This is a genomic window from Marinobacter sp. DSM 26671, from assembly GCF_900112835.1.
Classification (GTDB): Bacteria; Pseudomonadota; Gammaproteobacteria; order Pseudomonadales; family Oleiphilaceae; genus Marinobacter; species Marinobacter flavimaris.
The window spans coordinates 22,023-29,016 of sequence record NZ_FONF01000029.1 but is presented as its reverse complement, the minus strand read 5'-3'; the positions used below and the strand labels follow the sequence as shown (position 1 = coordinate 29,016).

The 6,994-nt window shown below is 51.4% G+C and carries 6 protein-coding genes; all 6 read right to left on the bottom strand.

Annotated features, from left to right (window positions below; translation table 11 throughout):
* Nucleotides 1-191 (bottom strand): helix-turn-helix domain-containing protein (locus BM035_RS23060; protein WP_441295077.1); only part of this gene is annotated, 191 nt, incomplete at its 3' end.
* 119 nt (nt 192-310) lie between these two features.
* Nucleotides 311-1,804: a long-chain fatty acid--CoA ligase gene (locus BM035_RS20345; RefSeq protein WP_302848268.1), complete on the bottom strand. Its 1,494-nt coding sequence runs from the start codon at nt 1,802-1,804 to the stop codon at nt 311-313.
* Between the two features lie 2 nt (nt 1,805-1,806).
* The gene (locus tag BM035_RS20340) at nt 1,807-3,498 is read right to left on the bottom strand and encodes a GMC family oxidoreductase (RefSeq protein WP_011784147.1); all 1,692 of its coding nucleotides are present in this window, start codon (nt 3,496-3,498) and stop codon (nt 1,807-1,809) included.
* A gap of 27 nt (nt 3,499-3,525) precedes the next feature.
* Nucleotides 3,526-4,980, bottom strand: coding sequence for an aldehyde dehydrogenase family protein (locus BM035_RS20335; protein WP_011784148.1), 1,455 nt, complete (start codon nt 4,978-4,980; stop codon nt 3,526-3,528).
* Nucleotides 4,981-5,031: 51 nt separating this feature from the next.
* Nucleotides 5,032-5,550: a rubredoxin gene (locus BM035_RS23305; RefSeq protein ID WP_011784149.1), complete on the bottom strand. Its 519-nt coding sequence runs from the start codon at nt 5,548-5,550 to the stop codon at nt 5,032-5,034.
* A 137-nt stretch (nt 5,551-5,687) separates the two neighbouring features.
* Nucleotides 5,688-6,908: an alkane 1-monooxygenase gene (locus tag BM035_RS20325; protein WP_011784150.1), complete on the bottom strand. Its 1,221-nt coding sequence runs from the start codon at nt 6,906-6,908 to the stop codon at nt 5,688-5,690.
* Between the last annotated feature and the right edge of the window lie 86 nt (nt 6,909-6,994).

Here is a 6,994-nt window from a genome sequence, read left to right as displayed (position 1 = left end):
TGCACCAGATAATCCCGGTGATCATCGAGTCGCTTGCTCCGCGAGGGGTCTGCAAACCGTTCTGAAATCGCATCCACCTCCATCCGCAGGTACTTGCGAACGGTATTGCGGGACAACCCCAGTTCCTGACTGATGGCGCGGATCGACAGCCCTTTGCCGTTATCGTGCAGTGCCTTGATCTTGTGTATCACAACCCACTCCTTCACTGACATGCCCCCGGCCATGGATAAAAGCGGGGGACAGTAGCTGGTTCTGTGGCCTGACGGCCACCCGGGGGTGGGTCAAAATTAATGGCCAGTAGTGGGTCATTTTAATTGGCCACTAACACCTCCTCCGTAATATTTGCGTCGGGTATTTTTACTGCCAACAGGATCGGTCGTTCATCCCATTTATCATGGGAGGCCGCCACCACAGCAGCTTCATTGATGGCAGAATGGCCCATTGCGATTCCCTCCAATTCGACTGTCGATATCCATTCCCCACCAGATTTAATAATATCTTTTGAGCGGTCACGTATTGTCATAAACCCATCATCATTGATCGAAGCAACATCACCTGTCTCGAACCAACCGTCTTCCTCAAGAGTCTGATTTGGCTCAAAACCAAAGTAGTCGGCTACCACCCAATGACCACGGATACGGAGATTTCCCTGAGCAACGCCATCTTCGGGCAGTTGATGGCCGTCTTCTCCCACAATTTTGAGCTGCACCCCGTAGGGAGGCCGTCCTTGGCTTTCACGGATTTTATTTCTTTCTCCTTCTAAAAGGGTATCGTGTTTCGCCAGCAGTGCATTGACGGTTCCGATCGGTGATGTTTCAGTCATTCCCCATGCATGGACAACATCTACGCCGTACTTACCACGAAACTCTGACATCATTGAGGGAGGGCAAGCGCTACCACCTATCACCGTCCGTTTGAGCGTCTTTGCCGAGGAGCCAAGCTCGTCCAAAGCCGAAAGAAGTCCCTGCCAAATCGTGGGCACACCCAGCGCAATCGTTACGCTTTCTGAATCGATAAGCTTGACCAAACTTTGTCCATCCAGGCCGGGACCAGGCAACACCAGTTTGGCTCCAACCATCGCCGTAATGTAGGGTACCCCCCACGCATTTACGTGAAACATAGGAACAACCGGCATCACCACGTCCCGTGCCGATAAATTCAGTGCGTCAGGTTGAGCAGCTACCAGCGCGTGCAGAACGGTGGAGCGGTGTGAATAGAGCACCCCTTTGGGATTTCCAGTGGTGCCCGATGTATAGCAGAGGCTTGAAGCCTGGTTTTCGGCGATTTCAGGCCAATTCGCGTTAGGCGTTCCTCGCTGGAGAAACTCTTCATAAAACAACAATCCTGGAAATTGCGCTGCAATTTCTTCGTCCGGTTCGGACATCAATACAAATTCCTCAACCGTCTCCAGTCGGTCACGGATATTTGAAACAATCGAAAGGAACGTTTTGTCAAAGAATATGGCTTTGTCTTGAGCATTGTTGATAACGTAAACGAGTTGTTCTGGAAACAGTCGCGGGTTAATGGTGTGACACACCATCCCGCCACCAGAGATGCCAAGATAACATTCCAGGTGCCCCACGTTATTCCAACAAATGGTCGCGCACCGATCCCCCTGGACATAGCCTGCCGTTCGAAGCGCCGACGCAAGTTGTCGCGACCGCCTCGAAACAGTTGCCCAGTCAGATCGACTGGGATTTCCATCCGTTCCTATCGACACAATCTCAGCGTCTCCATGGTAGCGAGCAGCATGGTCGATCAAAGAATTCACGGTGAGTTCTACGTTCATCATTTTGCCAAGCACGTTTATCTCCTCTCCATTTCTACTGCTCGTGGGACGGAATAGTTGGCGTCAGTAGTGTCCGCGGTGGGCGTGGGCGTCATAACCCGAGCCTGAACCGTGACATTTCCCAGGAGGATGTCGGCTGCATTTTCGGCAATCATCATGGTGGGTGCGTTGGTGTTACCGGCAACCAAACTGGGCATTATCGAAGCATCGACGACTCTAAGCCCTTCAATGCCTCTGACTTTCAACTCTGGATCAACGACTGACTCCGGATCCACGCCCATACGGCAGGTGCCAACGGGGTGGTAGATAGTCTCTGCATTTTCCCGGATGAAGTCCGCAATCTGATCGTCCGAGGACACAGAGTTTCCGGGCATGACTTCTCGCTTACTATGCAAAGCCATTGTCGGTGCCGCGAGTACTCGTCGCCCGAATTTAACGGCGGAAATCATTGTCTTGATGTCTTCGGGGTCACTCAGATAATTGGGCTGAATCAACGGATCGGCTAATGGATCAGGGCTTTTCAGTCCAATAAAACCCCGGCTTTTGGGCAGCAGATCGCAAATGTGTAAGGTGTAGCCATACCCGGTCATCACTTTTCGCCCATGATCCTTCAAAAAAGTTGGCAAAAAATGGAATTGCACATTCGGTCGTTCACACGAAGGGCTGGATTTAACAAAGCCTCCTGCCTCGGCTACATTACTGGTGAGAAACCCGCGTCGCGCAAAAATATAGGAAAAAAGTGCGCTCACTCCCCGAAGCAGGAAGCTGGGGGCAACACCAATAGGCAAACGTGAGTTCGCCGCGTGCATCAGCGTAATATCCAAATGATCGACCAGATTCTTGCCCACCTCAGGAAGGTGATGGACCAGAGGGATTCCGTGTTTCCGAAGCTCTTCGCGATCACCGATTCCGGAAAGCAAAAGTAGCTGTGGTGAATTAACCGCCCCGCCGGACAAAATGACTTCACCGCCATTATTGAGTCTGAGCTGGCGATATTCGCCCCCTTGGTTCAGTGTCACCCCAACCGCCCGCTGGCCATCCATTACCACCCGGGTTACCCGAGCGTCCGTTAGCACATCGAGGTTAGGCCGTTTCTCTGCGCCACGCAGAAACGCCTGCGCCGAACTCCAGCGCCGACCATTTTTTTGTGTCACCTGGTAGGGGCCCAGTCCCTCTTGCGTTTCGCCATTGAAATCCGTGTTCACCGGGACATCCACATGGGAAGCGGCGCGAACAAAATCCCGACTTAACGGATTGACCGATCTCAGATCGCTTACGCTGAGTTCACCGCCCTTGCCGTGGTAAGCATCCGGTCCGAAACGTTCGTTATCTTCCAGTCGGCGAAACAATGTTAATGCGCGGTCCCATCCCCAAAGGTCGGTTCCGGCAGCCTGACCCCAGTGTTCATAATCGGCTTTGTGGCCCCGGATGTAGACCATGGCGTTGATGGAGGAGGAGCCGCCAAGAGTTTTACCCCGGGGCCAGAACAGACGGCGCCCCTTGAGATGTTCCTGAGGCTCGGTTTCGAAGGCCCAGTTCACCTGCTTGCTATTGGCAAGAAGTGCAATACCCACAGGCATATGTATGAGCGGGCTCTTATCCTTTGGCCCTGCTTCAAGTAACGCTACTCGCTTCGAGGGATCGGCAGTCAGTCGGTTAGCCAATACACAGCCAGCCGACCCGGCGCCAACAATAATGTAATCGTACATAGTGACTCTCTTGTTATTGGATTATGCTCAGCCCAGAATACGAACAGCAGCATCTATGAGCCGCCGGACCCAGCGTGTATAGGGAGGAAAAAGCAGGTGGATGAGAGAATGCTTATCCTCCATCAGCGCCTTTTCATGGGAAAAAGCGCGGAAACCGTATTCACCGTGGGATGCCCCTATTCCAGAATTATTCACTCCGCCAAAAGGCAGGTCCGGATGCAGGAAGTGCACGACTGTAAGGTTAATCCCTGCAGCGCCGGAACTCGTTCGTTCGATAATATTTCTGGCAAAAGACTTGTTCTGGTCGAATACGTAAAGCGCCAGTGGCTTGGGGTTATCGTTGATTTTGTTGATAACTGAATCAATATCATCGAACTCAATAACCGGTAATATCGGGCCGAATAACTCCTCACGTGAGATATCCATGTCGCTGGACATATTTGCAATCAACGTCGGCGCAATGAAATTTTCTTCAGCATCTGTAATACCGCCTTCAAAGACGTTTGCGCCTTTGCTTTTGGCATCTTCTATCAGGCTTGACACGCGCTGGAAATGACGGGCATTTACAATCCGGCAATAGTCAGGCGTCGATTGCCGGGCTTCCGGCGTTTTCCCGTAGATGCGCCCGATTTGCTGTTTAAGTGCTTCATTGAATGGGGCTGCAATGCTTCTGTGTACAAAAACATGGTCCGGAGCGATGCAGGTCTGGCCATTATTGGCAAACTTCCCCCAGACAATGTATCGGGCAGCCTTCTTGATGTTGGCATCCGGGCCTACAATGGTCGGGGATTTTCCCCCCAGTTCCAGTGTCACCGAGGAAAGGTTCCTGGCCGCAGCCTCCATGACCAGCTTGCCGACCGCAGGGCTGCCAGTGAAGAATATGTGGTCGAAGGGCAGGGCCAACAGTTTCTGGGCTACAGCGGCATCGCCTTCAATCACCGAAACAAGATCGGGGGGGAAGGTTTCGGCGACAATGTTGGCAATCACCTTTGAGGTGTGGGGTGTCATTTCCGAGGGTTTGATGATAGCTCCGTTCCCCGCAGCCAACGCTGAGACGAGAGGTCCGAGCGCAAGATTGAGAGGATAATTCCATGGCGCGATAATTAAACACACACCCTTTGGCTCTGGCCGAACATAAGACCTCGTACCCCAAACACCAATGGATGCAGCCACTCGCTTCGGACGCATCCATTTACGCAAGTGTTTTTTAGTGTGTCGAATTTCCTGAAGCACCGGCAGGAGTTCAGTTAATTTGACTTCTGGAGCGGGTTTTCGAAAGTCCGCCGCGCAAGCCGCAATGATGTTTGATTCGTAGCGTTTAATTGAATCCCGCAGCTGGTCGAGCTGCGCTATTCGAGCCTCTAAGGTAAAACTTCCGCGACGCGCAAGTTGTGCCCGCTTTAGGGCCGCGAACGTTGAATCAATCGTATCGCTGGTTGACACATTGGGCAGCCCAACCTCCGCCAGACTAGCAATCTGCATTATAAAATCACCTCTTTCCGAACGAGACTGTTGTTATTTTAAATCGGATTATTAGTCTTCATAGAGGACATAGTCCTCTTTTGTGGCACCACAGTCCGGACAGCACCAATCGTCTGGAATATCTTCAAAACGAGTGCCGGCAGGGAAGCCTTCGGCTTCATCTCCGAGAGCTTCATCGTAGATATGGCCGCAAGTGATGCAGACCCACTTCCGATAGGTATCTTTTTGAGTCGAGTCTTTGGGCGATTTTGAAGAGGTAGGCTTCGGTTTCGCTTTGGGCTTTGTTTTATTTTTAGCTGAAGGAGTAGATGCGTCCGTTGCTTTCTGCGATGCTCCCTCGGTCTTAGCTTGGCTGGCAGTACGGACCGCTATATTGGTTGCGGACACCGAAAGTTCCGAGTTCGCTTCTTGAAGCGCAACGAAGTCAACCTTATCCCTGACGGCACAGTCTGGACAGGACCAGTCTTCAGGAATTTTTTCCCAGGTCGTTCCTGCAGGAAAGCCTTCGTGCGGATCACCAACCACTTCGTCGTATACATAACCACAATCCGGGCATTGATGTTTAGCCATTTAAAGCACCTTTCAAACGATATTATTGTCTTTGTTTTGGTAGCGCCCGACGCGCACCCTCTTTCAGGTGCACGTCAGAGGCTCTTTTTCTGCAACGTAAATAAAGTAAACGACGTATATAAGTTCTAATTAGCCGATCATTTAGACGCTGCGGTATCGACTGATTCAGAATCAGTCCCACCAAATTTACGCACATAGAATTCACGCTTGCCGGGTTGAATCTGAATCTTATCGAGATCTCCTTTAGCCCAATCCAGCACCCGGTGGTCCATTATCGACCGAAACCATGAGGGAAACATTGCGGCCAGGAACATTCCGGGATATCCCGATGGTAAGGAAGGCAGGTCTTTGAAGTCGCGAAGCGATTGATAGGACCTTGTAGGATGGGCGTGATGGTCGGAATGTCGTTGCAAATGAAACAGAATCAGGTTCGACATAATATGGTTTGAGTTCCATGAGTGGTGCGGTTGTTGACGCTCATAACGTCCATCCGACATCTTCTCGCGCAGCAATCCGTAATGCTCAATGTAGTTGGCGCTGGTCAGCTGCCACCAGCCAAAGGCCATTTGAATGGGCAAAAAGATCAGCATTAACGGGCCAAAAAACGCCAGCAATCCCGCATAAAGCACAGCGGTCAAAATCATAGGCTGAAGAACTTCGTTCTCCAGGCTCCAGACACTTTTTCCACAACGACTGAGGCGCTGTTCCTCTAAATCCCATGCCCGCTTGAAAGCACCGGGAATTTCACGCAGTGAGAATGAGTAAATGGACTCGCCCATGCGGGATGTCGCCGGGTCCATCGGCGTAGCCACATCACGGTGATGCCCCTTATTGTGCTCAATGAAGAAATGACCATATCCGACCACGGCGAGGACAAGCTTCGCCATCCAACGGTCAAACGTTTCTTTTTTATGGCCAAGTTCGTGGCCTGTGTTCAGAGCCAGGCCATTCACGATTCCCAGGGAAAGGGCCAATGCCAGAAACTCGAAAACACTCATTGGTTGCGTGGATACCCACCAGGCACTGACAATCAAGGCGGCATAGTGAATAGGAACCGTCAAGTAGGTCAGTACCCGATAGTAACGATCCTGTTCAAGCCGAGGCACAGCCGACTCGGGGGGGTTGGAAAAATCCTCTCCAAACATGGCATCAATCAAGGGAACTGCGCCATACCAAAGGATCAACACCAATCCGTACCAGATGCTCCATCCGGTCTGGGCGACCAGATAAAGGCCTATAAGAGGTGTTGCTGGCCACAGCACAGAAAGGATCCACAGGTGGCGCTTTCTGTCCACATAGTTTTCGGCACCAGGGTCCCTTTGAAGGGACTCTGTTAGTACATTTTCTGACATTGACATGAGGATCACCTTATTGTTATTAGATTCATCATCTTTTTACATATTGTATTGTTTTGCATCGCGCACAACGGGCCACTCAGATGAGC